This window comes from Serratia sp. LS-1, from assembly GCF_003719595.1.
GTDB lineage: Bacteria > Pseudomonadota > Gammaproteobacteria > Enterobacterales > Enterobacteriaceae > Serratia > Serratia ureilytica.
In genome coordinates this window covers 3134449-3160619 of record NZ_CP033504.1, presented here as the reverse complement: position 1 = coordinate 3160619, position 26171 = coordinate 3134449, and the positions used below count along the sequence as shown (strand labels likewise).

Annotated in this window: 20 protein-coding genes; 3 read left to right on the top strand and 17 right to left on the bottom strand. The window is 59.2% G+C overall.

Annotated elements, in window-relative coordinates:
- Positions 1–292: 292 nt before the first annotated feature.
- Genes EDY99_RS15185 through pstB form a run of 3 tightly spaced genes read left to right on the top strand, consistent with a single transcriptional unit; the run spans position 293 to position 4951 of the window.
- Complete coding sequence (locus EDY99_RS15185) at positions 293–2464, top strand: ABC transporter permease subunit (protein WP_123061890.1); 2172 nt, start codon at positions 293–295, stop codon at positions 2462–2464.
- Positions 2461–4110 (top strand): phosphate ABC transporter permease PstA, encoded by a 1650-nt coding sequence (gene pstA, locus EDY99_RS15180; RefSeq protein ID WP_033644042.1) that lies wholly within the window; start codon positions 2461–2463, stop codon positions 4108–4110. Before EDY99_RS15185 ends, pstA begins: the two co-directional genes overlap by 4 nt.
- 28 nt (positions 4111–4138) lie before the next feature.
- The gene (gene pstB / locus EDY99_RS15175) at positions 4139–4951 is read left to right on the top strand and encodes a phosphate ABC transporter ATP-binding protein PstB (protein WP_004941613.1); all 813 of its coding nucleotides are present in this window, start codon (positions 4139–4141) and stop codon (positions 4949–4951) included.
- A gap of 280 nt (positions 4952–5231) precedes the next feature.
- On the opposite strand, the gene EDY99_RS15170 is transcribed toward pstB, so the two are convergent.
- The 17 genes from EDY99_RS15170 to EDY99_RS15090 all read right to left on the bottom strand — a co-directional run bounded on the left by EDY99_RS15170 (position 5232) and on the right by EDY99_RS15090 (position 26160).
- Positions 5232–5453, bottom strand: a complete 222-nt coding sequence (locus EDY99_RS15170; protein WP_033644041.1) for a hypothetical protein — start codon at positions 5451–5453, stop codon at positions 5232–5234.
- A 203-nt stretch (positions 5454–5656) separates the two neighbouring features.
- Entirely contained in the window at positions 5657–6208 is a 552-nt protein-coding gene (gene speG, locus EDY99_RS15165) for a spermidine N1-acetyltransferase (RefSeq protein ID WP_033644040.1), read from the bottom strand.
- 106 nt (positions 6209–6314) lie between these two features.
- Positions 6315–6653 carry a hypothetical protein gene (locus tag EDY99_RS15160; RefSeq protein WP_044030693.1) on the bottom strand — a complete coding sequence of 113 codons (339 nt, stop codon included), beginning with the start codon at positions 6651–6653 and terminating at the stop codon, positions 6315–6317.
- Between the two features lie 45 nt (positions 6654–6698).
- The gene (locus tag EDY99_RS15155) at positions 6699–7133 is read right to left on the bottom strand and encodes a toxin-activating lysine-acyltransferase (RefSeq protein WP_033644038.1); all 435 of its coding nucleotides are present in this window, start codon (positions 7131–7133) and stop codon (positions 6699–6701) included.
- Positions 7130–8695: a hypothetical protein gene (locus tag EDY99_RS15150; RefSeq protein WP_047025625.1), complete on the bottom strand. Its 1566-nt coding sequence runs from the start codon at positions 8693–8695 to the stop codon at positions 7130–7132. The genes EDY99_RS15155 and EDY99_RS15150 overlap by 4 nt, the downstream gene beginning before the upstream one ends.
- On the bottom strand, positions 8692–12693 hold the full coding sequence (locus EDY99_RS15145; RefSeq protein ID WP_046687623.1) for a non-ribosomal peptide synthetase: 4002 nt from the start codon (positions 12691–12693) through the stop codon (positions 8692–8694). Before EDY99_RS15145 ends, EDY99_RS15150 begins: the two co-directional genes overlap by 4 nt.
- 354 nt (positions 12694–13047) lie before the next feature.
- Positions 13048–14217, bottom strand: coding sequence for an ABC transporter permease (locus tag EDY99_RS15140; RefSeq protein ID WP_123061889.1), 1170 nt, complete (start codon positions 14215–14217; stop codon positions 13048–13050).
- The gene (locus EDY99_RS15135) at positions 14214–15308 is read right to left on the bottom strand and encodes an ABC transporter permease (protein WP_033644034.1); all 1095 of its coding nucleotides are present in this window, start codon (positions 15306–15308) and stop codon (positions 14214–14216) included. The genes EDY99_RS15140 and EDY99_RS15135 overlap by 4 nt, the downstream gene beginning before the upstream one ends.
- A 59-nt stretch (positions 15309–15367) precedes the next feature.
- Positions 15368–16078, bottom strand: a complete 711-nt coding sequence (locus EDY99_RS15130) for an ABC transporter ATP-binding protein (protein WP_123061888.1) — start codon at positions 16076–16078, stop codon at positions 15368–15370.
- Entirely contained in the window at positions 16071–17105 is a 1035-nt protein-coding gene (locus EDY99_RS15125; RefSeq protein WP_072055784.1) for an efflux RND transporter periplasmic adaptor subunit, read from the bottom strand. Before EDY99_RS15125 ends, EDY99_RS15130 begins: the two co-directional genes overlap by 8 nt.
- A 6-nt stretch (positions 17106–17111) precedes the next feature.
- Entirely contained in the window at positions 17112–17327 is a 216-nt protein-coding gene (locus EDY99_RS15120) for a hypothetical protein (protein ID WP_033644030.1), read from the bottom strand.
- Positions 17320–19857, bottom strand: coding sequence for a lantibiotic dehydratase (locus tag EDY99_RS15115; RefSeq protein ID WP_069101082.1), 2538 nt, complete (start codon positions 19855–19857; stop codon positions 17320–17322). Before EDY99_RS15115 ends, EDY99_RS15120 begins: the two co-directional genes overlap by 8 nt.
- On the bottom strand, positions 19854–20885 hold the full coding sequence (locus EDY99_RS15110) for a PqqD family peptide modification chaperone (RefSeq protein WP_033644028.1): 1032 nt from the start codon (positions 20883–20885) through the stop codon (positions 19854–19856). The genes EDY99_RS15115 and EDY99_RS15110 overlap by 4 nt, the downstream gene beginning before the upstream one ends.
- 1 nt (position 20886) lies before the next feature.
- Positions 20887–23289: a nitroreductase family protein gene (locus EDY99_RS15105; RefSeq protein WP_060660375.1), complete on the bottom strand. Its 2403-nt coding sequence runs from the start codon at positions 23287–23289 to the stop codon at positions 20887–20889.
- Complete coding sequence (locus EDY99_RS15100) at positions 23289–23906, bottom strand: hypothetical protein (protein ID WP_089197316.1); 618 nt, start codon at positions 23904–23906, stop codon at positions 23289–23291. The genes EDY99_RS15105 and EDY99_RS15100 overlap by 1 nt, the downstream gene beginning before the upstream one ends.
- Before the next feature lie 12 nt (positions 23907–23918).
- Positions 23919–25265 (bottom strand): YcaO-like family protein, encoded by a 1347-nt coding sequence (locus EDY99_RS15095; protein ID WP_050594440.1) that lies wholly within the window; start codon positions 25263–25265, stop codon positions 23919–23921.
- Positions 25252–26160 carry a thiopeptide-type bacteriocin biosynthesis protein gene (locus tag EDY99_RS15090; protein ID WP_071841623.1) on the bottom strand — a complete coding sequence of 303 codons (909 nt, stop codon included), beginning with the start codon at positions 26158–26160 and terminating at the stop codon, positions 25252–25254. Before EDY99_RS15090 ends, EDY99_RS15095 begins: the two co-directional genes overlap by 14 nt.
- Between the last annotated feature and the right edge of the window lie 11 nt (positions 26161–26171).

Here is a 26171-nt window from a genome sequence, read left to right as displayed (position 1 = left end):
TATCCATTGCGTTGGCGCGCGGCGTTTTTCGCCGACAATAAATTTTCCCCGCGGCGGGATGCCCGGCAGTGAAACGATCAGCATGAAATGACGGTTAGCAGGCTTATTCTTGGCGTTATAAAGCGTGTTTATGGTCATTTTTCAGCAATATATCAAATTCATATTGTCTGTTGGCAGTGTAAAAAACCTGGGTTGAGTCGGGTAACTTTGTCATGCAAACGTCATAAAACTGACATAAGATGCCCGGTTATCTTACGGCGTAAGCCCGATTACATCAGCGACAGCGAGACACATGACACAGACGACGGCAAATCAACATCCCCGAGATCGCCTGCGCGGGCGCATCGACCGCGGCGTGCAGGCGGCAGTGACCGCCTGCGGGCTGATGGTGCTGATGACGTTGATGCTGATCTTCGTTTATCTGCTGTTTGCGGTGCTGCCGCTGTTCAAACCGGCCTCGCTTGGGCAAGTTCAGCCGCTGCCGATTGTGGCGTCTTCCCCGGCGCTGGCGCTGGGCATGGACGTGCAGCAGCGCGTCGGTTATCGCATCGATGCGCAGGGCACGGGGCAATTTTATCGTCTGTCGCCGGCGCCGAGCGGCCAGGCCCAGACACCGCTGGTGCAGCAAACGCTGCTGGCCAAACCGGCGCTGCTCGCGCAGGCCGCCGGAGAGCGGGATCTGTTTGCGCTGGCGCAGGCCGACGGCCGGTTGGTGGTGGCGCGCGCGGATTTCGCCACGGCGGAAAACGGCCGGCCGCAGTGGCTGTTCCCACTCGGCCAACCGCCGCTGGCGCTGGATCTGCAGCGCAAGCCGCTGAAGCTGTTGTCGCTGGCGGACGCGCATCGCGGGCAGTATCTGCTGGCCGGGGTGACCGACGATCGGCGGCTGGTGTTCGGCCGTTTCAGCCCGGATCGGCCGCCGCAGTTCAGCGAACGTCCGCTGGAACACGACGCAGGGCAGTTGGTGCTGACGCCGGATGGCCGCCAGCTTTACCTGCTGGCGGGCAACCGGCTGGCGCGTTACCAGATCGACGGCGCGCAGCTGCAACTGCGTGAAACGCGCACCTTGGGCGAACACGCCCCGTACCAGATGACGGCGCTGCCCGGCGGCAGCGCGCTGCTGATCAAGGGCGCCGACGGCAACCTGCGCGAGTGGTTTGAGGTGGAAAAAGAGCAGCGCTGGCGACTGACGCCGGTGCAGCATTTCGACCACGACGCCGACGGGCAGGAGCTGACGGTGGCTGAACCTTATCGCCGGGTGTTCGCCACCCTGCGGCCCGATGGCGGCTTCTCGTTATTCTCCACGATCCAATCCCAGCCGCTGCTGAATACCCGTTTGGGCGCCGAGGTGCGGCAAATGGCGTTCGCGCCGCGCGGCGATGGCCTGCTGCTGGAGAGCGCGCAGGGCTGGCAGCGCTATGCGCTCGACAACCCGTATCCGGACGTCACCTGGCGTTCGCTGTGGGGCAAGGTGTGGTATGAGAACTACCCGCAGCCGGCCTATGTCTGGCAGTCCACCTCCGGCGAAGACAGCTACCAACCGAAATTCAGCCTGATGCCGGTGATCTTCGGCACCTTCAAGGCGGCGGCTTACGCGATGCTGTTCGCCATCCCGCTGGCCTTGGCCGGCGCCATCTATACCGCTTACTTTATGACGCCGGGGCTACGGCGAGTGATCAAACCGGCTATCGAAGTGATGGGCGCGTTGCCGACGGTGGTGATCGGGCTGGTGGCCGGCATCTGGCTGGCGCCGATCATCGAGCAGTATCTGTTGGCGGTGCTGGCGTTGCCGCTGCTGTTGGCGGTGGCGGTGCTGCTGTGCGGCGCGTTGACCCATCGCTTTATGCCGCGCTGCCGGCCGGGCGTCGATCTGCTGTTGCTGTTACCGCTGCTGGCGTTGACGGTGTGGCTGGCGTTCAGCCTGGGGCCGTGGCTGGAGGTGGCGCTGTTCGGTGAGCCGCTGCATTTCTGGCTGGGGGATAATTATGACCAGCGCAATGCGCTGGTGGTGGGCGTGGCGATGGGGTTCGCGCTGGTGCCGATCATCTTCTCGCTGGCGGAGGACGCGCTGTTCAGCGTGCCGGCCACCCTGAGCCAGGGTTCTTTGGCGCTGGGCGCCACCCAATGGCAGACGGTGATCAAGGTGGTGCTGCCTTCCGCCAGCGCCGGCATTTTCTCCGCGCTGATGATCGGCTTTGGCCGCGCGGTGGGAGAAACCATGATCGTGCTGATGGCCACCGGCAACACGCCGATTATCGACGGCAGCCTGTTCCAGGGGCTGCGAGCGCTGGCGGCCAATATCGCCATCGAAATGCCGGAGGCGGTTTCCGGCAGCAGCCATTACCGCGTGCTGTTCCTGACTGCGCTGGTGCTGTTTGTCTTCACCTTCGTGTTCAACACGCTGGCGGAGGCGGTGCGCCTGCGGCTGCGCAAGCGCTACACGCCGAATCAGGAGGCGCCATGAAAAACTGGGTGAAGAGCGGGTCACCGTGGGTGTGGCTGACCGCCGGTTCGGTCGCCGTCAGCCTGCTGGCGCTGATCGGCATTCTGTTGCTGCTGGCCGGGCAGGGGATGCGCTATTTCTGGCCGAGCCCGGTTTATCAGTTCGAACTGAATCAGAACGGTGCCGGGCCGGTGACGGTGATCGGCGAGTTGTACCAGCAACAAAGCATTTCCCGGCGCCAGCTGGCCGAGGCGGGCGTCACGCCGCCGGGCGAGGCGCAGAACGTCGAACGTTATCTGATTAAGGTCGGCAACCGCGAGCGCGAGGGGCAGGATTTCCGCACCTTGCTGGCCAGCGATATCCGCAGCCAAAGCACGCCGCGCAGCCTGCTGGTGCTGGAACGCGACAGCCACGGCACCGCTTACGGCTATCTGGCGGGGCTGCTGGAAGACGGGCAACCGCTGACCGGCCGCAATCTGGGGCAGGCGTTGCAGCAGCGCCTGCCGCAAATCGCCGCGCTCTCACGCCAGGCGCACGACATTCAATTCCGCGACATGGCGCGCATCAATCAGCAGTTTGACGCGCTGCGGCTGCGGGAAAAGCGCCTGCAGCGCGACGATAAGCTGGACGCCCGCGCGCAAGACGCCATCAAGGCCGAACGGCTGGAGCTGCAGCGGCAGTATCAGCTGTTGTCCGAACGTCTGGCGGGGCTGAACCGCGATCGCCAGCGCGACGCGTTGCTGCTGCGCGACATGCACGGGCAGACGTTGACCATTCCGCTCAGCCAGGTGCGCGATGCCTGGTACCCGAACGCCATGAGCACCTCCGAGAAGCTGGCGCACTGGGGCGAGCAGGTGAAGAAGTTTCTCATCGACAGCCCGCGTGAGGCGAATACCGAGGGCGGGGTGTTCCCGGCCATTTTCGGCACGGTGTTGATGGTGATCCTGATGTCGATCGTGGTGATGCCGTTTGGCGTGATCGCGGCGGTGTATCTGCACGAATATGCCGGCAACAATCTGCTGACGCGGGTGATCCGCATCGCGGTGGTCAATCTGGCCGGCGTGCCCTCGATCGTCTATGGCGTATTCGGCCTCGGCTTCTTCGTCTATATGATAGGCGGCACGCTCGATCAGCTGTTCTATCCTGAATCCCTGCCCAACCCGACCTTCGGCACGCCCGGCGTGCTGTGGGCGGCGCTGACGCTGGCGCTGCTGACGCTGCCGGTGGTGATCGTCGCCACCGAGGAAGGGTTGTCGCGCATACCCACCTCGCTGCGGCAGGGCTCGATGGCGCTGGGGGCCAGCCGGGCCGAGACGCTGTGGCGCATCGTGCTGCCAATGGCGGCGCCGGCGATGATGACCGGTCTGATCCTGGCGGTGGCGCGCGCCGCCGGGGAGACCGCGCCGCTGATGCTGGTGGGGGTCGTGAAATCGGTGCCGGTGCTGCCGGTGGACGAGATTTTCCCGTATCTGCACCTTGAGCGGAAGTTCATGCATTTGAGCTTCCAGATCTACGATATGGCATTCCAGAGCCCGAGCGTGGAGGCGGCGCGGCCGTTGGTGTTCGCCACCGCCTTCTTGCTGGTGACGATCGTGGTGAGTTTGAATCTGGCGGCGATGGGCATCCGCCATTCGCTGAGGGAGCGGTACCGAGCATGGTCGCAGTAACAATGACGCTATTTTTGGGGAGTGCGTAATGGGTTTGATGACGCCAGGCAGTTTGCCCCGGCTGGATGTCCAGCATCTCGACGATGAACAGACCGCGCTGGCGGTCAACGGCCTGAACCTGTTTTATGGTGACAAACAGGTGCTGCACGATATCTCGCTGCGTATCCCGAAACACCGGGTAACGGCCCTGATCGGCCCTTCGGGCTGCGGCAAATCGACGCTGCTGCGCTGTTTCAACCGCATGAACGATCTGGTGGACAACTGCCGCATCGAGGGCGAACTGCAGCTGAACGGCGCGGCGATCTCCGGCGCGCAGATCGACGTGGCGGCGCTGCGGCGGCGAGTGGGCATGGTGTTCCAGCGGCCGAACCCGTTCCCGAAATCGATCTATGAAAACGTGGTGTACGGCCTGCGCTTGCAGGGCGTGCGCGACCGGCGCTTGCTGGATGAAGCGGTGGAGCGTTCGCTGCGCGCCGCCGCGCTGTGGCATGAGGTGAAGGACCGGCTGCGCGAAAACGCCTTCCGCTTGTCCAGCGGCCAACAGCAGCGCCTGGTGATCGCGCGTGCCATCGCCATCGAGCCGGAAGTACTGTTGCTCGACGAGCCGACTTCGGCGCTGGATCCGATCTCCACGCTGACCATCGAAGAGCTGATTTCGGCGTTGAAGCAGCGTTACAGTGTGGTGCTGGTGACGCACAACATGCAGCAAGCGGCGCGCGTCTCCGACTACACCGCCTTTATTCATCAGGGGCGGCTGGTGGAATACAACGACACCGACGCCATTTTCACGTCGCCGCGCCAGCGCCGCACCGAGGATTATATTACCGGGCGGTATGGGTGAGGGGAGAGCGACGGAGGTTTTCGCTCCGTCGCCGGCAATGGCCGTTGCAGTCGGCCTGCGTCTGCTGTTTTATTTTACCCGCGCATTAAGCCGGCATGAATTAATGCATGGCATAAGTCTGATTGCCGGCGAGTTTGTTTTATTCATCTTTCATCATGTGGAATTCAATCCATTCTCTGCAATTTATTATCAACCACAATTATGTTGTCGGTGATGATCAATATAATTGTTCATGTCGATAATGGCTGTGGCGGGCTCGGCGGTGCTGAAATGGTAATCCTTAATGCGCGCGGCCTTTAGCCGTAACCCGCAATACCAACCCCACCAACAGCAACGCAGCCCCCGAGGCATAGAGCGGGAACCAGCGCGTCCACCAGAGCGGGGAAAACAGCGGGGTGCTGTTGGGATCTGCAGGCGCGTAGCCGCTATAGGTATTTAGACCGGCGGCGATGGCGAGCATCGCCAGGCCGATAAAAAGCAGCAGGTTTGAAACTTTAGCCATTTACGTTACTCCTTCGTAGAAATTCAGAGGAAAGGTTCTTGTTATTGCGGTGCGTTACTGTTTCATCCACTATTCCGGTTAAATACGTTCTTGGCTTTTTTATCAGCTCATTTTCCGGTAAAAATGGCATCACCGAATACTAGCCGGTTATTCGCCAATAAAAAACCCGCCAGCGCGGGTTTTCTCTTTTTTCTCGCAGACCGTCACTTCACCAGCGGCTTATCGCCCGGCGTTTTGAACTTCGCCAGATATTGCGGCTGGAAGATGCACATGCGCAGCACGGTGCGGTATTCGCCGTTGACGAAGAACTCGTCGATCAGCTCGCCTTCCACGTTAAAGCCCAGCTTGCTGTAGATGTGGATCGCCTTCGGGTTCTCCTTGTCGACGATCAGGTACAGCTTGTACAGGTTCAGCACCGAGAAGCCGTAGTCCATCGCCAGGCGGGCGGCGGTGCTGGCGTAGCCTTTGCCCTGGTGGGCGGGATCGATGATGATCTGGAATTCTGCGCGGCGGTGGATGTGATCGATCTCCACCAGTTCCACCAGGCCGACCTTGGCGCCTTCGTGCTCGATGATAAAGCGGCGCTCGCTCTGATCGTGGATGTGTTTGTCGTAGAGATCGGAAAGTTCGACAAAGGCTTCGTAGGGTTCTTCAAACCAATAGCGCATAACGCTGGCGTTGTTGTCCATCTGGTGGACGAACGACAGATCGTCCCGTTCCAATGGGCGTAACCTGACGCTGGCAGTGCTGGACATGTGGGCTCCTCTGTGCCGTGAAATTGTGCAAAGTATAACTTCACAGAATGGATGAAGGCGAAAAAAAACGGCGCCGCGTGGGCGCCGTTTAGGCAAGGTTCAGACTTCAGACGGTGCAGGTATTAGCTGGCCTGGCGACACTTATGGCCTCTGGTGGCAATGGAGTCTGCAATAAAATTTGTTCGGCGATTTCCGCCGATACTTTTTTAATCGCAACAATCAATTGAATTGCCGAATTTAGGACAACGCTTTTTATTTCTTCCACGCTTTTGCCGCGAAGAAACGAATGCAGGAAGACATCACCAAACGCGCTACTGTTCAAGTCGCTGCGGGTTTTACAGGCCATCAGACGCTCAAATCCGTTATCGCTGTCATAGGGGCCTTCACAGAAAAATGCCGTTTCTACCGCGATTCGTTTGATCGCCATGAGTACAAATCCGTCCATCGAGGGGCTCTCCATTCGTTTTATTTAAGGAGCGGGCCGTGCGGATCAGGCCAGCGTCATTACCTTTCTCTTTCTGTTCTGCCAGCGCACCTGGCCCTCTCCCCAGGGTTTGAGCTTGTTGAAGCGCTTGATTGCCTGAGGTGCGAAACCGGGCCTGCAACAAAAATCGAGCAGCCATATCCTGTCTCCCTCATTCCATTCGGAAGGGTGAAGTGGGAACCCCGGATCGCGTTGCAATTGCGTTTCGGTGTCCTCCGTCAGACAGGCCCAGAGAACATAGGCCAGCGGTTGGTCATTGGTGTCGAAAAGAAACTTGATCTGCCCGTGCTGTATGGCAAATATCAAGCGCTCTTGAACGCTTTTTATCGGATGAAGGCTGTAATTTCGGTGATGTAACATGCAGCTCACGGCAAAACCAAGCTGCTCATAGTCTGACCATTGATCTTGGCCGCCGGCGGTTTCTCGAATATAGAGCGTCATGCTGGTTCATTTCTCCTGGAGGGGATGACAAGCGGCTGCCCGCCAAAGGTTTCTTTGGCGAAGGCCACCGCCTTTATCCGCATGTCGGTTAACAGTTGCCGCAAGCGTTGGTCGTCATCACCATTGGCCTCCACCAGAGCCGTGATTTCGTTGAGCATCTGTATTTTCCCGCACTGGGGGCGGGGCCGCAGCCTGAGGCGAGCCTGTTGCGCCATGCCTTTCTGAATAACGGTGGCATCGATTCCCTGGGCGCGGCAGGTTTCGACCAACCAATGATTGACCTGCGAGAAAGCGCGCAGGGTGCCCATAAAACGCGCATCCCGTGAGAAATCGTCATGCGTGGGGACGGGGTGCCCTTGGCTGCAGCGAATCAAGGTCACGACCAAACGTTCCAGCGGCGATTCGTCTCCCGCCATTTCCGCTGAGACATAGAGCTTTCGGCAACGGTGGATAAGCAGCTGCAGGAAACTGTTTGCCAGCCTCTCTAAGGGTTTTGGCGTCTCCGCCGGTGAGAGCAGGTCGATGGGAATGCCCAGTAGCGTCAAATAGCCGCGGCAACAGGCCTGCTGAAAAAAATGCCAGAAATAGGTTTTTACCTGTTGCTGGGCGATGGCAATGAAAGGCCGATCAAACAGGTACTTCCCAAGGTAGAAGCACAGCTCGGATAGGCTGTTCTGAATGATTGCCGGTTCTCTCATCAATTGTGCAAACTTGAGCTGGTATTCGAAATCGTAACGATGATCGCTGGGGAATAAACAGGTTAGCCCGTTAAAATCCAATACCCTACCGTCCATGGTGATGTTGGAGGATGAGGTGGTCAACATCAGGAAGCGGGTGCGGCAAAACGCCATTTGCCGAGCCAGACGTTTGGTGAGCTCATACATCCCCTCAAGGCAGCGGCGCCGCGGATCGCGAGCGGCCTGTTCGCTGAAGCCCGCGGTGGGGACCGGCAAATAGTCCGGCAGGCGGCGAAGCACGGATTTAACCCGTTGAACGTCATGCATGAGCTGCCCTGCATATTCCGCTTTGGGCCGGAAGTAGGGCGTTCGTTCAAAATGTGCCGGGCGGACCAGGGGCTCGCGAACCAGAAGGGCGCGGCGAGAGCGGCCCTTTGTGCGGGTGAAATCCCCATGGGTATAGCTGTCGGTGAGCAAAATCGCGTGGGTGCGCGCGGCGCCATAAGGCAACGTCTGCGCCAGCATTTCGCTCCATAGGGCTTCATAGATCGCCTGTTCGGCGCGCAGTTCGCCATTGGAGTGATACCAATCCGAACCTTGCCCGACCAGCGGATTAGCACCGATTCCTTTCACCTGGTAACGGCCATCAAAACCGCAGCGGGCGCCGCCGCCGTTACGTTGAATACCGCCTCCGCCGTAACGTTCCGCGTGGAAAACTTTGACGGCGCCTGGCGTATCGGGAGTGACCAGATAGCTGCACGCGGCGTGCAGCGCTTCGCCGTCTGCCTTTTCTTCGGCGGACCAAATGAGAGAGGACGTAACCCGGTGTGCCGTGAAAGGCACTAAATTTTCCGCCAGGTCCTTAAGTAAAAAAGAATCGCTCATTGGGTGATGTACTCTATGGTGTAGTTCAGTTCTGATACGGACGTGCGCTGCGCGAAACGAGCAAAAGCGGCGTCCAGATGCCCGGCGATATCGCGCAATGCTTCCGCCCTGGCCATCGCGGGGTGATCGCAGTCGATGTCGATATTTTGTATTCGTCCATGTACATAGGGGCGCCAGGCCTCCAAATCCAACCAGTCTTCTGCGCGCGGCGCTGCTGCCGTGAAGAACAGCAAATTACCGTAGAAGTGGCCGTGTTCCGACTGGCCGACCAGGCGGCGGCTATTAATCACCACGTCAATCAAGCGGTCGAGCGTGCCGTCATCCAGACTGGCCAGGGCGCTGCCGTGTTTTCGCAACAGGGCGATTGTTTCCGCGCGTTGCAGGATCTCGCCTTTCGGCACGACCAGCGAAGGCAATTCTTGATCGAAGGGCAAGGCGATGCCCGCAATGAACAACAGGGCGGCCAGCGCCAGGCTCTCCTCCTCTTCGCCATTGAGCGTTTCAAAAGCGAAGCGTCGCCACAGATCGCTGGGATAGGCATCCATCATCGCCAGCAATTCGACCTGCTGATCTTGTTGCTCTAGGTGGATGGCGACATTGTGGGCGATCATGCCGCCAACCGACCACCCGATGATCCAGTAAGGCCCCTCGGGCTGATGGGCGCGTATGCGCCTGGCATATTCTGCGGCCATTTCATCCATCGTTCGGGTGATATTGCTGCCCGGCGTCAGGCCTTGAGCTTGCAAGCCGACGATTTCACACGGCGTTTTGAGAAAACGCGCCAGGCCGCTGTAACACCAGGCGATGCCACCGGCCGGATGGATGCAAAACAGCGTCGGCAGCGCGTTTTGCGAAGCGCCGGCGCCAGGGCGCAGCAGCAGTGTGGCATCGAGCATATCCGGCGCTGAGTGCTGGCCTTGTTCGGCCAGCGCCCGGGCTGAAGGATGAGCAAAGATACTGGCGATGGTGATTTGCCAACCCAGGCCGGCGTTAATGCGGGCGGCGACATCAACGGCGCTCAGCGAGTTGCCTCCCAGTTCGAAGAAGTTGGCTTCAGGCGCCACGGCAGGCAGGCGCAGCGCATCGGCAAAATATTCGCACAGCCGTTGCTCCGTCAGGGAGGAGGGAATGCCACCGCCCTGTGATTGCGGGCTTTGCGGAGCGGGCAGCGCTTTTCTATCCAGTTTGCCATTGCGGCTGAGCGGCAGTTCGGAGAGAAACACCAGGCACTGCGGCAGCATGTAGGCAGGGAGATATTCCCGGCAGAGCGCTAGTAAGGCTTTTTCATCGGCCTCGGCGCCGCTGGCCACGACATAGGCGACAATGCGCCCGTCATGCATGTTGGCGCAGGACTGGAGCACCTGCGGATGTCGATTGAGAACCGCGTCAATTTCCTCCAGCTCAATACGCTGCCCGTGTATTTTTATCTGGTGATCCAGCCGCCCCAAATAGTCTATTTCGCCATTCGGGCGCCAGCGCGCCAGGTCTCCCGTGCGGTAAAGGCGCTTGCCGTCCGCCGTGGCGAAAAACCGTTCTGCCGTCAGCTCGGGTTGGCCCGCATAGCCGTCAGCGAGACAAATGCCCTCAATGTGCAATTCCCCTTCGATGCCAATGGGGGTGGTGTTGCCGAAGGGATCCAGCACGTGGATGCGCGTATTCCAAATGGGGCGGCCGATAGGCACGCTGCGCTTCTCGTCGCTGCAGCTCAGCGCGTGGTAAGTGACATCAATGGCGGCCTCCGTCGGGCCGTAAAGATTATGCAAAGGCGCCGTCAGCAATGTCCGCTGCCGTTGGGCCAGCTCCGGCGACAAGGCTTCCCCGCTGGCGAATACCCTGAGCAGCGGCAGCGGTTCGGGCCTGCGTTCGACGGCGTCGAGAAACAGCGCCAGCATCGATGGAACAAAGTGCAGCGTTGTGATGCGATGCTGCACGATGCAATTCAGCAGGTACGCCGGATCGGTATGGCCGCCGGGCCGCGCCATCACCAAGGTTGCGCCCCCGATCAGCGGCCAGAAAAACTCCCAAATCGACACATCAAAGGTGGCCGGCGTTTTCTGCAGCACGCGATCCTGCGTTCCGAGAGGATATTCGGCCTGCATCCATTGCAGGCGATTGGCCAAGGCAAGATGGCTCACGATCACCCCTTTTGGGGCGCCGCTGGAACCGGAGGTGAACAGAATATAAGCCGGATCTGCGCCGCTTTGCCGCGTGACGAGCGGCAATGCCGCGTCGCCCTGATGGGCGGCTAGTGAGTACAGCGCGGCGAGATCGAGCCGGGGAACGCTGTCCGGCAACCTGTCGTCATCGGCGCGATCGGCTATCAGCAATGCCGCATTGGCCTGCTCGAGCATCTTTTGCTGTCGCCGCGTCGGCAGTTCGGGCGACAGCGGCAATAGCGTGGCGCCGGCACGCATAATGGCCAGCAGAACCACTTCTAAGGCTACGCTGCGTTCAAGTGTGACGGCGATCACCTGGCCGCGAGCGCCTTGCAGATGGCGTTCAAGGGCATGCGCGCACCGCCGTGAGCGCAGTTCCAGCGCCGAATAGCTCAGCCGTTCGTTTTCGTCGAGCACGGCTAGCTGATGCGGAGTGGCTTGAGCCTGTTTGAGGAACAGGCCGAGGATCGTGTTGGCGGGTAACGGCTGGGCGGTGTCGTTCCATTGCGCGATTAACGCCAGTTCCGCCGGTGCTGGCAGCGTCAGTTGTTGCAGCGGAAGGGTCGGCGCCGCAACCAACTGCATGATCCAATGCAACAGCCGCCGCACATGCAATTGCAGCTCTGCGTGATGATGGCGCGCGGCATTGGCGATAAGACGCAGGCGGCGCGGTTGCAGGTCCGTACCCAGTTCCAGGTGGAGGTTAAGATCGCGTACGGGGCCGGTGGCGATATGTTTGACCGTGGCGCTTAGCTCCGCAAAATCGAGCGTCGCAGGCGGAGGCAAGATGTTCAGTTCGATGCCGTAAAGGGGCAGAGTATCGCCTACCCTGCCGATGGCTCGGCCGATCCATTCTCCGCGGTAGCGCTGGTGCGCGAGCAGCTCGCGCCGGCTGCGGGCGACGGTGGCGCAAACGTCGCGAAAGTGCGCGTGTTGCGGCAAATCCAGCAGAAGCGGCAGGATATTGCTGCGTGTGACCGCCGCCTGGGCGCCATAAGTATCAAGCCGCCCCATGCAGGGCAGGCCGAACAACAGTTGCCGCTCGCCCGACTGACAGCGGGAGAAATAGCTGGCGAACGCGCTGAGCAAGATGTCGGATAACGCGATCCCGCTGCTTTGGTAGAAGCTGCCCAGGGCTAGCGCCAGCTCGGTATCGATAACGGTCTCGACTTCCAACGTGTGCTCGGCCATGGCTTGCGCTGGCGCACCCAGAAAGGTCGGCGCAGGCAACTGCGCGCAGCGCTGCATCCAGTAGCGGTGATCGTCCGCATATTGCGCGCTCTGCCTGTAGAGGACGTCGTCCTGGCAGAGCGTGGTCAGTTTGACAAAGCGGCTGGGGAGAGGCGGCGTTCCTTGCAACAGCGCTCGGTAATGCTCCCCCGCACGGCGGTGGAGCAGGGAATAGGCGTAGGCGTCGAAAGCGATATGGTGTATTCGGGAAAACCATATCGCTTCGCGTTCATTCAAAACATACAGCTGATGTTCATGAAGATGTAAATTCTCCGGTCCCTGTTCCCGTTGCGTTATCTGTTCCATCGCGCGCCAGGCGAGCGCCTCCGGGTCTGCGTGATGGCTGAGATCGCAGACGGTCACGCGGCCAGCAGGCTGGCGGATGCCGAAAGACGGAGTGCCATCGATATCGAGGAAACGGTGGTTGAGCACCTCAATATCCTGCAGAGCCAGTTCGATGGCGTTGAGCAATAATGTCCGATTAATTTCACCGTGCAGGCGCAGGGCTTGCGCCGTCGCATAGAGTTTGGAAGAGTGGCTCGCTTGCGATGCGTACCATACGCCCTGCTGGGTGTCCGCCAGGGGGGTATTATTAAGGGATGAATCATTCATTTTTTCTCTGGCTCCTGTTCTGGAGTGGTACTCAAGTGCCTTGTCACCAGGCTTTCCATTTTCTTTTGGCCTGCAAAATCAAATCAATATCTCTGTGTAATTGATATTCAGTGCTTTGGGTTTTTCACCTAGCGCGATTTCATTCAATGAATGCCCTGCGCTCTTCGTTGGCGACAATGACCGGCGGGGGAAATTGCCTTGCCCTTATCGCCAAGGTCATCGCAAAATCTTCTGCCGCGTTTCGCCGGGCATACCGCAATAAATTAAGTAGCTATCATTTTTTAATCGCTATTGGGCCGCACCCCGGCGGCGACGCGCGGCTTGCTTTTCGCCGGCTCTCTGTTGCGCCCGGCATTATTTTCCCTTTGTCGCTGCGCGAATGGCCGGCAGCACAAACAGTGAGGCGATAAAGCTGATGAATACGCCATAAGCGATACTGATCATCTGCATTTTTCCGCTGACCATCATGGGGAACACCAGCTCATGCGCGTGGCCAAACGTGGTGAACGTGATGCCGTTGAACAGCAACATGCTCAACAAGGCGCCAATGGAAGAGCCTGCCAGGCCCAGCAAGAGGGTTTGGCAGAGATAAGACACATCAATAACCCTGCCGAATCCCAGCAGCAGCGTTATTGCCAGCTGGTCTTGTTGGTTGGCAATGAGCGATTCACACAGCGCGATGATGCCCGCAGTCACCGACACCCCCGCCAGCAATGAAAATAACAGGCCGAACCACAGCAGCACCTGGCCCAACCCTTCGCTGCTGCCGGCATAGTAGGTTCGGCTGTCGCTAATGGCGACTCGGTCATTGAGCGTCCCCTGGATGGCTTGTTGCAGTTGCTCGACAGAGGTGACATTGCTGGTCAATGCCACCAGGTTGTAATCGAGTCCCGCGCCCCAGCTGGTGCGGATATGTTCCAGATCGGCCATGAACTCGGACTGCCGCGGCGAACCGCCGGTGGTAAATTCACCGACGATTTTCCAATCGCGGTCGTGCAGGCGTATGGTCTCGCCCACGTGGAACGCCGGATAATGCCGCGCCAATGACGCGCCGACGACGAGCTCATTTTGCCCCGGCTGAAATGCTCTGCCGCGGGTGAGGGTGACCAGCGGTTGCCCGTTGTTCGCGTTCATCAGCGTGAATGCCGCCGGCGTTACGCCGCGCACCAGATACTCTTTCTCCACGTTGTCTGGGCGGAGCCGCACCAGGACAACCCACTCCGGCGAAGCCGCAACAAGGCCGGGCAAGCGCGAAAGTTGCGCCGCCTGCGTTCGCGTTATCGTGCTGGTCAGTTCGGAAGAGGAGTCTTTCTTTTGCGCAAAATACAGGCCGGGTTCCGCACTCGACTCCAGCGCGCCGATCAGCCCTGCGCGCAGTGAAAATAACGATGTCACAATGACCGCGAGAAAAATGAAGCTGGATAGAATCGCGGTGAAATAAAGCGGCCGCCGCCACAGGTTGCGTAATCCAATGCCCAGCAATATCCCGAGCTGGTGGATTTTCGAGGATGAACGCGGGTTCATTTTCTCTCCTCCTGCAGGCGAGCGATTTGCAAGAGGGAGGGCAATGCGCAGACCAGGGATAAAATAAAGACCAGCAGGAGGCCGATGGCATAATCCTGGAAATGCGGCTCAACGGCGTTTAATACGGCGGGGAACAGCGTCGGCAACAGCAGGATAAAAATAACCGACAACACTATGCCCACGATGGCACCCGCCAAGGTGATGGCGCCGAGTTGCACGGCAACCGCTTTAATCAACTGTGATTTGCGAAAACCCAGATAATTAAGGGTGCGGTAGTCGCTCAAGGCTTTATGCGTCATGACATAGAAGTTGGTGCTGAGCAGCAGCGCCAATAACAGGCACAGCGCCAGATTGACCCAAAAAATCACGCGATGGAAATCGAACAATTTACTCATAAACAATTTTATATGCATGCGTACGGGGGCTGTCTGCGTGGTGCCGCGCAACCGCTCCGCGCCAAACAGGGCATCAATCTGCCGGGAGAGGTTCTCGGCAGACATGCCGGGTTTAGGGGTCGCCATAAAAAAACTCACCAGCCGCTTGCCATTTTGTCTCACGCTGTCGAGGTAGTCATAATGCATCCAGACCGCGGGAGGGGTGTCGGTTTGGGTTTCTTCAACGATGCCAGTAATGTAAAGATCGAGAATGGGGTTAGGCGCGAGCTTCCAAATCGCGGATGAAAGCGGCAGCCGATCGCCCGCTTTTAAGCGATATTGCGCCGCAAAACGGCTGTCGACCAGCACGCCTTGCCGGTCATTCTGCCAACGCTCCAGTAAGCCCGGCGCTATTTTTAAAGAGGGGATCATGGCGAAGTAGTGTTGGTCTTCTACCGCGATAGCGGGCACGAACCATCCGGGGTGGCGATAGTAAGCACCGACCCAAACTCCCCAGCTCAGCCGATCCAACGCCGGCAGTTGACTCATTTTCTGATGATAAAACTGCGGCAGCAGCATTTGGGAACTGAGTGCATTCAGCACCAGTAGCCGGTTGTCTGCGCCGGGCGGATCGCTTGCCTTTAAGCTGAAGGCGCGATCAAAGGTCAGCATGAGCAGCAGCAACATGACGCCGCTGGCGATAAACAGCAAGATCATGATAAATCTTCTCGACTGCTCAGTGGCGGAGCGCCACAACCAGAGGTAAAACACGGCTCTCATGGCATATCCCTACGGATCAGCTTGCCGTCCCTGAGTTGGAATTGGCGCTGTGCCCGCGCGGCGACCTGAATATCATGCGTCACGACGATGATAGCCTTGCCCTGCTCCCGGCTCAGTAGCGTCATAATATCCATAATTTCCTCCCCCGCCTCCTGGCTGAGATCGCCGGTAGGCTCATCGCACAGCAGCAGATCCGGATTAGTGACTATCGCACGCGCAATGGCCACGCGTTGGCGCTCTCCTCCGGAGAGTTCATCCGGCAAGTGGCGGCGCCGGTGTTCCATCTGAACCAGCTCCAGCGCGGCGTCGACGCGTTGCCGGCGCTGTTTGGCGTCCATATGCCAAAGGTGCAGGGGGAGGGCGACATTCTCTTCGGCGCTGAGCACGGGCAACAGGTTATAAAACTGAAAGACGAAGCCAATATGGCGGGCTCGCAGCGAGGTGCGTTCTTCAGATCGCAGCCGATGCAGCGAATGCCCTTGCAAAAATACCTCGCCCCGATCGCAGACATTAACGCCGGAGATCAGATTGAGCAGCGTCGATTTCCCTGAGCCGGATGGCCCCATGATGCTGACCATCTCGCCGCCGTGCAGGCTAAAATCAAGATCGTGCAATACCGTGATGTGCTCGCGCCCTTTTTTATAGTCTTTGCCGGCCTGTTGCAGTTGTACGACCGGATCGCTCGGCGCGGTTGCCGTTTTATTCATAAAAATCTACCTGAATTGACATATTATGTTTCAGCCAGGGCTGTTGCTGAGCGAGCTTGATAATGACTAAAACCGCCGCGCGTTGCTCATCCACCACCGAAGAGATAAGGCTGACGGTGCCTGAAATCTGTCGATCGGGGAGGCCATCCGGCTTGATTGTCACTCGTTGTTGGGGCGCGACTTTCGCCAGCTGGCTTTCGGGCAGCCAAACTTCGGCATCAAAATCATCCAAACCGACAATGGTGGCGATCCCCGTGCGGGTGAAACCGCCGCCGGCGGAAATGGGCGAGACCGTTTCCCCCGGGGAGGCGTCTAACGACACCACCTGGCCGTCGAAGGGCGCGCGGATAATCGTACGCAACAGGTCGATTTCACTGGCTTTTATCTGCCAGCCCACTTGTTGTAATTCTGCCTGATATTGGCGGCGCTGCGCCTCGAACGAATCCAACTCCGCTTTGGCGCTGTCGACATCATCCTGGCTCACATAGTTGAGCGGCAACAAACGGTTCAATCGCTGCAGCTGATTGCGCGCGCGCGGCAGGCGGGACTCTGTCTGCGCGAGTTTGCCCGCCGCGATTTGCTGGCTGGCCTGGAGCGACGCAAGCTGCGCTCTTAGCGAACGCCCGTCGAGTGATGCCAATCGCTCGCCTTTTTTTACCTTGTCCCCGCGTTGCACATAAATCTCTTGCACCGTTCCCGTAATCTCTGCCGAAACGGTGGAGAGGCGCGAGGCCTTGATGAATCCTGCGGCCGTGACTGCAGATGCGGCCGCCGCAGGGGGCGCTGGCTCGACAGGTGCTGCGGTGTTGGCCTGAGGCTCGGCGGCGCTGGCGCGCTCGGCCGCTGCTGGCTGGGTAAACCATGCCCTGCCGGCAACGAGACCTAAGGCTAACGCCAGCGCAATCGCTCCGACGAGCGCCGCTTTGCGCCATGGCCGCCCGCGCGGCGGAGTATGAGGCGAGTTCAGCAGGTGCAACGCCTGCTGGCGGGCGGCGTTGCGCGGTGCCTCTGAAGATGGGGAACGCATAGATGCTTAACGATCCCCTACTGTCAGACGCAAGATCACACCAATGAAGAGCAGAGCGGCTCCCGAAGCGTAAAGTGGGAACCAGCGCGCCCACCAGTTGGTGGAGAACAATGACGCACCGTTGGCGTTGCTCGCCGTGTAGCTACTGTAGATATTGAGGGCCAGGGCGACAGCGAACATGACGAGGCCGATAATAAGCAGCAAGCCTGATACTTTATGCATGGGATTTCTCCTTCAGAGGGGACATAAGAGAGGCGTCGAGGTAATCGCCAGGGATGACCATCTCAGTGTGTATTTCAGTGAGATAGGTTTCATTCTTCACTTCCATCCAACTGTTTTCCGGTGACGGGAGAGCCTCTCGGAAGACTAACCAGTCAACTTTTCGCGCCAGTAGCAGCAATTGGTCAAGGCAATGTGAATTGCCCAGCCTGCACCACATCGGCTTGCGAATCTTGTCGTTGTTAAATGACTGCCAGCTAAGATGATCGTTGAATTGCCCGTTCACATAGCTGTCTGTCGGAATGCCGTTCTTCAGTAACAATGCCAACAGGCGCGCCGGATGCTCCGCCGCCTGATGCCCGGACAGCTCATGGAAAATGCGGGAAGAGCGGACCCACCAGGTTTCACGGATCAGGACACAGTCTTCCTCCTCCATGCGCGGGGCATGGCGGAAGTCATGATCCAGCTCATTGGCCATCAATCGCTTGTAGGCGGGGCGGCCAATCTGCACCGGTTCGGCCAGTACGGTAAGCAGGTATTTGGTTCCCCAGGCCACCATCGGCGTCGCCGCGCCGAGGTAACATAATTGGAACGCTTGTCCCTGGTTGTCCGTCAGCTTCAGCAGGCCGCTCTGCGTATCATGATGCAGTTGGAGCCGGTCGAGCGTCAGGTCGCCGGCAACCTGAGGCGGCTCATCCAGGCACAGATGATGAGCCGCCAGGCGGGCCTGAGCCTGGAGATTGCTGGACTCGCCGCTGACGCTGAAGGTTAATGGCAGCGCCGGCGCGGCGAACTGGCGCAGCCAGTTTTGCAACTGATGGCGCCTGTCGTCGGCCTGGCTGTCGTTGGTCAATGTGGTGCGTGCCAACTGCCAGCCGATACGCGAATACGCATTGTTGATGACCACTTTGCCCCGGGGATGCGCTAGCTGCCCCACATGACGGGCATCCAATTGCAGGAAGAGCGTTACCGGCAGCTTCAGGGCGGCGGGATTGATATTGTGCTGCCGCCAGCGGGCCGTTGTGGCGGCGGACTGCGAGATACGTTGTTGGGTGAATTGAATAAATCCCTGCCAGCTCTGCTGCAAAAACAATGAGACATCGGTGCAGTGGCCACCTGCGCCGTATTTGTCGATAAAGTTCTGCAGCAGCCAGAGGTACTCCTGCGACAACGTGGCGCGTTTGGCCACCGCTTTCGCTACGCGGGCAAGTACATTGGGAATGAAAGCGTCAGGCAATGTCATCCTGATCCCTTCCCGCCAGGCGTCTTCATATAAAATATTGCGAATTTCGGGCATCTGATGGCGGGTCAGCCGCTCCCAGCTCTGTTGAATCGTCTGTTGAGCCTGCTCAAGCAGCGCAACGCGCTCCGCGTTTTCTGCCGCACCAAAGCGTTCGGGCAGTTCGGGCAGGTTGCGCAGAGCGTCGCTGGAGAGCTCCGCCGGCATCAGCGCCAAAACATCGGCCAGAGGGGCAGGATGATGCGTTCCCCACTGTAATGTTGGGCGCAAGACGTCCTTGCGCACCAGCTTTCTCAGCAGTCTTTCCGCTTCGGGCGGGGCCATCCCGGCCAGTTCGAAATGCGCTCGCCACTCGCTCCAGCTTTGCTGGTGGCTGGCGCTCAGAACGGCGTCGATTTCCGCTGCCTCCAGGCCCAGGACAAATTGCTGCTCTTCGTTCCATAACAAACCGTGGCGTTTCTCATAGCGATAGAAATGGCCGCGCATCTGGCTGGCGGAAATGCGTTGCAAGGAGGGGTTACGGCACAGCGGCAGATCATGTTTCGCCAACCAGAGCTGCGTATACAGCGCGTCGCGCAAGGCTAATGCGATGGAGCGGTTGAGGTGTACGGTCGAGGTCACCTTGCCTTCACCGGTTTGCAGAGTGGCTTCGCCGGCCGAGCTTTCAAACGGGACCAGGCTAAAAGAGGAAAAGGTGCTGAATGGGCTGACTTTGCCCGCCGCTCGAATCATGTAGGCAAACAAGGAGCGCTCTACGCGCCGGCGCCGTTTGGCCGGCCAACTCTGCCAATTTTGTTCCAGATCGCAAAGCAACTGCGGGGAGGCAAGGCAGAGCGCCCGGCGCAGAGCCGGTTCGTTGGCGGCTTTGAGCAACAAGGCCTGCGTCTGTTCGTTGACACGCTGCCAGCGTTGGTTAAAGGTTGCCGCCAACTGCCGGCGCTCATTCGCTATCGCCAACCATTCGGTCAGTTGCTCCAGAGCGGCTGAGTCGTAATGCGCCAACCAGGCGCGCACTTCGGCAGACAGGTTGAAATAGCGATCGTTGAAGATATGGCGGCGACAGCGAATCATATCCTGGCGAACGCTGTCCGCCGAGGGTAATGCGATATTCGCATGCAGCCTGGCGATAAGCGCCTGCCCGAGTTGCCGCCAGGCCGGCTCCTGCAAGTGGTGTTGCCGGATAATCGCGGATAAATCATCCGGAAGTTGGCTGACATAGTGCGCCGGCAGGCCTGCGGTGCGCAGCATGATAAAAGGGGCGACGAGCAACAAAGGCTGCGCGGGTAACGTCATGATAATACTCCAGATGCCAACCAGTTATTCACCTTCTGCCAACTCACGAAGCTTAACCAACCCATCGCCGCCGCCATGCAGAGGCTGTAAAGCAGGCAATAACTGCGGAATAGGCGGCGGCCTCGGGCAGACCACTCGCGGGTTTTCTTATTGGCGCCGGGTTGGGCAAAAGCGCGAAATGCCCGCGTGGCATCCGAAAGCCGAAAAGGGGTGAGATTGAAAAGCAGGCCGAACAGTATCAACAGCAGTAACGGCCGTATCGCGGTGGCGACGGCGCTTTCACTCAGCGCCGCGAGCGCTCCCAGACACAAGAGATCCATCAATGGCCCTGCCATCGCCACCCAGGCCTTCATGCCGCGCAGTGGGAATAGCGCGATGGCGCTGGTGTTGACAAACACGGAGGGCAGCCACCAGCCGCGAAATTGCAGACCTGCCCCCAGAACCGGGCAGCCGTAAAGACGGCAAACGACGGCATGCGCCATTTCATGCAAAAACAGCCATAACGGTATGCCGACAAGCATCACCATCAGCTGGACGCTGGCCCATTCGCCCTGCAGCAGCCAGGCGTTTAGCCCTGGCAAACACGCGATGAAACGCCACAAGGCAGCGGCAATCGCGAGGCTCAGCAGGCCGTAACCTAACCCGCGCGGGACAACCCGCAGCACGGTGGCGATTTTATGTGCGGCGCGATCGGGGTTAGGCAGCTGATATCGCCCGGCCACTTTCGCCGCCGCAGGCGGCTTTTGCGCGCCATCAACGATCATATTCGCCTGTTTCAACCGCAGCAGAAACGCGGACAGCGCCTGTTGGCACTGTTCGGGCGTTGCGTTCGGGTGGTGTTCTGCCAGCTCCGCCAGGAGGGCCGCCATGGAGCTGCCCCCTTGCAACTGTTGGGCAAGCCGGGCAGAAAACCCACTCAGCTTTAACGGCGCATTACTGTTTTCTTGCAGCAACAGCGCCACATTCGCCTGCGGAGAGATCAGTTTCACATCCTCGTTTAAACGCAACAGGGGGGATGCAGGCGGCATGTTAAACACCCTCTGCCGGCGGAGGGGACGCCAGCACTAGACAGAACAGCGGCGCCTCGCGATAGCCGTCGGCGCCCGCGTGGCGAATGAGCCCTTCTTCGATCACGCCTCCCGCCAGCGTTCCGGTCAAGCCGCAGTCCAGCGCCGCCAACCAGCACTGCATCGCGCTTGCCGCGGCGTTTTGCAGCTGCATGCGGTATCCCGCCGCGCCATGGTCATGCAGGGTCTTTTCAAGATCGGCAACCCACATCAGCAACGCGCCGGCTTTATGGAACGCTAATTGATTGATGCAATCAGCCAAATGTGCGCGGCCAAACCCGCTATCCCGTTTCCGCCAGTAACGGCGATCTGCCTGACTGCACTGATAAATGCCCGCGGCAAGTTCGCCGCTGGCTTCCGGCAGCAATATCCAGGGTTCCATTGGCAACGCCGGCATCCCGCGCAGGCGGCTTTGTTCAAGACCGGCATGCGCGACGGCGATCAGGGTATTCAGCCAGGTTTCCGGGAACGGGCTATCGGCATAGTCATACGTCGCCCTGCGGCGCTCCAGCAACGCGGAGAGCGGCTCATCGCGGTGCACAGTCGCCAGTGATGAAAGAGCAGCGGGCGTGGGCGACGCTGGCGCGGCGGCCGGCCGTGGGCGGTGGCTAACGGCGACCAGGCTGCTCGCCGTTTCATAAAGTGGAGCAGGGCACGGCTCACCCTGTGACGGGGGCGCTTGCACATGCAAGACCTGGCAGAGGATATGGGGGTTATCCTGTTGCGTGAAGAAGAGCAATGACGCCAACCATTGCAGGTCGACGCCATGATCTTCTCTCAGCGTCCAGCCCGCCGCGCGCGCGGAAAGCGCGCAATATTGATTAACCACTCCAGCGTCAAGGTTAACGATGTTATAGCTGAAGTCGTTATATTTGCCGCGCACGCGGTTCAGGTTGCCGCTGATAATGAGTGAAATCGGCTCTTCGGGATGCTGGAGCAAGTGTTCCAATTGCTGGCAGTCAATGCCGTCAATCCTGACGAGCTGGTGCTTTTCACCGAGATAGAACCAGGCCCCGCAAGGTATCTCCGGCAGCGGCCGGCGGACGACCACAAACATATCGCACGAGAGCAGTTGCCCACCGCTGGGCGCGATGCGGCGTAATGTGCCGTCTTCACCTTTTTGATAACCCGTGGCGTGGCGCAGCAACCAGCCCAGATTGGCCAGTGTCAACGGTTGTGACGGCATTGCCGACATTCGCCAGGGCGGCGGACAGCGCTCCGCCAATGCGCTGTCGGGCAGGTTGATATGCTGCTGCCCATGCAGCCTGACCGGCCTTGAGGCGTGGCGGTTGAGGTTATCCAGCGTGAAGTGCATCTGATGCGAACGCGGTGGCAACAAGCCCTGCGGCGGCAAGCGTGTGCCGATATGGTGCTGCCAGGCAGTAAATGCCTCTTCCCCCGGCGGCAGATAGGCGGCATGGCCTAAACCGCTTAGCGCGGTACCGGGAATGCGGGCGACCTTATAGGCTAAGGTGTACTCCCCCTCGCCCCGATGGCTATGGGAAACGACCTTGTTGAGGTAGCTTTCAGAGGACAGCCCGAGCAGAATTTGCCCCAGCTCATGGGCGGCATAGACGGCGCGGAACGCCACCTCTTGCCGATCGTTGGCGGGCGATGGCTGCTCACATTGCGTGCGTGCGCATTGATAACTGGCGCTGATGTTCGGGAGGGTATAAGGGCCCACCAGCGTGCGATCCGCGCCAATAATGCAGCTCAGATAACGCACGCCGGCCTGGTGCAACCCATCGGCGCATGCCTGGCGGAAAACGTCGGACTCGCTGCCGTCAAAAATGATCAGTGCATCATCCCAGGGGAGGGCGCTGGACGTTGGGCGCTCGGTCAGAACGTCAATGCTGGCGGCCATAGGCGCCAACGCGTGTTGCAGCAGCGATGACACATCTTCCGGGCAAACCAGGGCGAGCCTGCGGCGGCGGGCGGACTGCAGCGCCGCAGTGCGGTTGGCGTGCAGGCGGGTATTGTCGACAAAGCGGCCGCAATAGCTTGCCAAATGGCTTGGGGCGCCGTCATCCAGGCCTTCACCTTCTTCAAGGAAGCCATAGCGAAACAGTAAGGACAGCATGCCCAGGGCATTCTCGCGGCTCATGGTCGCGTCGTCGGTCAGCACGCTTTCCAGCACGTTGACGCCATCGAGGCGCTCGAGGAAGACCGCCAGCGTGTTTATCCCCTGAACGCAGGTCAGGATGCGCGGCTGATAGGCGCCATACACGGCTACGCGGGTATCGCTTTCAGGAATGAAAATCAGTTCCGGAATTAATTTGGGGCGCTTGGGCAGCAAAGCGTAAAGATCGTTATGGTGGCTAAACTGTGCGCCCGACAAGACGGTCGACATATGAGTGGCTTTCATTAGCGTAAGGCTCCTTCCAGGTGTTCGGCCAACAAGGCCGTGCCCTGAGCCTGCGAAATATGCCGGTTTTCACGGCAGCTGCAGCCGTGTAACGCCACCACGGAACTGCTCGCGGTGCGATTGCTGCCAAAGCTCACGGCGGTCAGTTTGCCGAATTGGTCTTCGGGGAGCTGCGCATACTGCTTTAACCGTAATCCAGCCATCAGCACCAGCGCCGGCGTATATCCGCGCAATGCGTTCTGCGGCTGCTGTTCATGATATCGCTGCAGGTTCAAATCCATCATTGCCGTACGCGGCGTTTCGGCGAGGCTGAGCAGGCGCTTCGCCGCACAGGCATAACAGGCGGTTCGGCCTGGGATGACTAGGGGGCCGCAAAACAGCATATGGTCGTTCAACACGGTGCAAGCGTGAGGGATCCCGGCGCGAAACAGCTGCGTGGTGAGCTGTTCAAGCTTAAGCGGCGCGCCGCCGGATAGCGCGATCCCGACGAACGAAACCTTGCTGTCGGCCCAGGAATAGTTCAGTGCGGTTGCCAATGTCAGTTGAGAGATCCCTTCCTGGCAGTGCATATAATCGGCCACGTCATTGCCGAACGCGGTGTCACTGACGATAATCATTACCACTCTCCTTCAGGCAAAAGGTTGCGGCCACGGATTTATCGTGGCGGCTTTGCCTAATTGTTCACTCAACCGTTGCTGCTGTTCCCGTAGGCGCGGATGCCCGAGATAGCGGGCGCGATAGCATGCCGTCATGGGCAAAAGGGCGGGGATGACAGCGCGCACCACATGTAAACCGGCATCGCGCAGTTCATCCGTCGTCATGTCCGCTATCACGACGTCCATCTTGAGTTGACGAAAACGCGCCACCAATTTTTTCAGCTGTGCTGCCGGCGTTTGCGGTTGCCCGGCCTGCAGGCGGCTAATCGGCATCTGCCGCTCGCTGGCGGTGAGAAAATCGAATGCGGAGCGCTGTTCGGCTCGCCCCATGAAGATGGCGCCATGTTCGAGAGCGATAAAATCGCGTATATCGTCCGGCACCGGCAGTTGATGTTCGAGTACCGAACGCCCCATGGCGCTTTCTCGGATAATCTTGCCGCAGCTGCCCCAGGGATCGAACCCCGTAGAGCAGTTGACGAACTGGGCCGAGGTCGGATGCCCGTCGCGCAGCTGCAATCCGTAGATTGTCGGGCAGCCGATGTCGGTAGTGGCATCGAAGAACAGCTGTTCCAGCCCACTGGCCGCCAGGCGTGAAAACTTGTCTTGTAATCTATCCGGTACCGGTTCATCGAAGCGGATGCGCGCTAAAGGCATTTGCAATAGCCAGGTAAGGGCAATCGCATCGCGTTCGATGACTTCATTGATCGCGGTTACCGTGGCGGTGGTGAGGTCGGTGTGCGCCGCGACGCCTGTCGATATCGGCAACCAGAAACGCTCGCTTTCCCAGGGCCGCACATACAGATGCGACATGATCAACGGGATCTTGCGCGGGCGGGAGTCCGTCAACGAGTAACCTTCCACCCAGCGCAACGGCTGGGCGTCATCAATGGGTTTGACCGGGCAGAGCGGATCGGCGAGCTCCTCCTCGCTGCAACGGGGCAGGCTGTCGGCCGCCAAACCGTCAGCCCCGAGTTCGCGGAAGCTGGCGACCGAAACATCGCGAGGATGGTAGACGCAGGTGGCGTATCGCTCTGCCGCTTCGGCGACAGCGCGGACGATCGCCATATCGACGTGTTCATCGGCGCCGCAGCCGGCAAGCGCGATTTTTTGCAGGTCGTTGCCTTTATTGTCAATGATATGGGGATATGGCATTGACAGATTGCCCAGGCTGGCCAGAACCGACGAAAAGCGGGGGATATGCATCTCCTGCGGTTCCAACGGGTAGACGCTGCCGACAACGCCCGTCAGCGGCGAGAGCAGCGACATGAACGGATATTTCTGGCGCATGGACGCGGAAACGGCAAAGTTATGATGATGCATGAATAACTCCGCTTTCCAGGCTTTTGCTTAGCAACACGGCCAGCCAGGCTTCATCCAGCGTGCTTAAGCCAAGGCGATTGTTCATTAGGTGCATGAATTGGAATGCCAGATTTTTCGCGAGGCCGTCACTGTATCGTTCGCAATGGCGTTCATAGTTACGCCGGGTCTGGTCTAGCGCAGACTGCCAGCGATCCACCAGTTCGGCGCTTTGCGCGTCTTGCCGTATCTGCGGCGACAGAAGAACCGAGTTTTCATCAATCAGTTCCCATGCGCGATCGGTAAAGCTGTTTTTGATCATTCCGATATCCGCAGAGCCCGCCAGCCAGAAAGTCGAGAAGCTTTCAAGGAAGGCGGAACGCCGGGCAACAGGAATGAACGTTTCCAACATGGCCAGCATCAGAGGCAACGCAAACTCTTTGCGCGTCATGCCGCCGCCTGCCTCGGCCAGCAATATGGCACGGGCAATGTCACTGGATTGGTGAAACAGCGCTTCGGCGATGCCAATGCCCGTTTCGCCCCCGTAGACGTCCGTTTCCGGCTCATATTCCGCGCGTTCGCAATGGACCGGGAGTTCATGCGTGGGAAACGGCGTGTTGCCGCGGAAGCTGACCAATGGCGTCCACAGGTTGGCCGGGCGCAACGGCAGGCTATTCAGCGCATCATGCAGCGCAGCGTAAATGGCGGTTTCCAGGCGCTGGCTGTCCTTTTCCTGCAGCAGAAAACGAACGCGTAAATGTAATCCTTTTTCATCGATATAACGTAAGAAGAACCAAGGAGAATCAGGAGCGTACGCCAGTGCTTGGGTCAATCCCTGGGTGATCAGAAAGTCCATTCCATCATGATGGCTACCGATATACAGCTTGTAAAAATGCCAAGATGCCGATCTGTTTTTCATCTTTGCGTACC